The organism is Shewanella sp. TB7-MNA-CIBAN-0143, assembly GCF_040310065.1.
Classification (GTDB): domain Bacteria; phylum Pseudomonadota; class Gammaproteobacteria; order Enterobacterales; family Shewanellaceae; genus Shewanella.
This window is the reverse complement of sequence record NZ_JBEOPL010000058.1, coordinates 1-831: the sequence shown is the minus strand read 5'-3', so window position 1 is coordinate 831 and position 831 is coordinate 1. Positions and strand designations below refer to the sequence as shown.

Here is an 831-nt window from a genome sequence, read left to right as displayed (position 1 = left end):
GGTCGGCGCAATACCCGGCGTGTCACTGTCTTGACCGGTTAAGCTGCCATCCGAGACGGTCAAATCCACCGGCGGCAGTGTGCCGCCATTGTTAATCAAGTCAGCACCCGCTTGGGTTAATACCACTTCGCCGTTAACCAACGCGTAGTAACCGTCGTCATTGCTGCCTGGGGTAAAGTCAACCGTCAGTAAATCACCGTCTTCATCAAAGGTGGTGTAGGTTGCAGCCACATCGCCATCAACGGCGCTGTTTTCAGTAAAGTCATTGGCGACCACATCAATGGTAGGCGCATCGTTGGCTGGCGTTACTTCAATGGTTAATGTTGCTGTTTCACCAGTGTTAGTCGTGTAAGTAATAACAGGAACGGTACCGTTCCAGTTTTCATTCGGAGTGAAGGTATAAGAGCCATCTTCATTGATGATCAGTACACCGCCCTCAAGTGTGACTTCTGTGCCGGCAGGATAGGTTTGGCCGTCAACTTCAAATGTCACCACGCTTAAATCTGAATCAACATCACCGTCGTTATCTAATACGTTACCCGTTGCTACACTGTCTTCAGCAACAGTATTGGTGTCGTTGACCAAAACGGACGCATCATCAACTGGGGTGATTTCAATAGTTAATGTAGCGGTAACACCAGTATTGGTGGTGTAGGTAATAACAGGAACGGTACCGTTCCAATTTTCATTCGGAGTGAAGGTATAAGAGCCATCTTCATTGATGATCAGTACACCGCCATCTAGTGTGACTTCAGTGCCGGCAGGATAGGTTTGGCCGTCAACTTCAAATGTCACCACGCTTAAATCTGAATCAACATCACCGTCGTTATC

Annotated in this window: 1 protein-coding gene; it reads right to left on the bottom strand. The window is 48.1% G+C overall.

Annotated elements, in window-relative coordinates; all coding sequences use genetic code 11:
• On the bottom strand, positions 1-831 hold an 831-nt coding region (locus AAEY97_RS21110), incomplete at both ends, for a cadherin-like domain-containing protein (protein WP_351001291.1).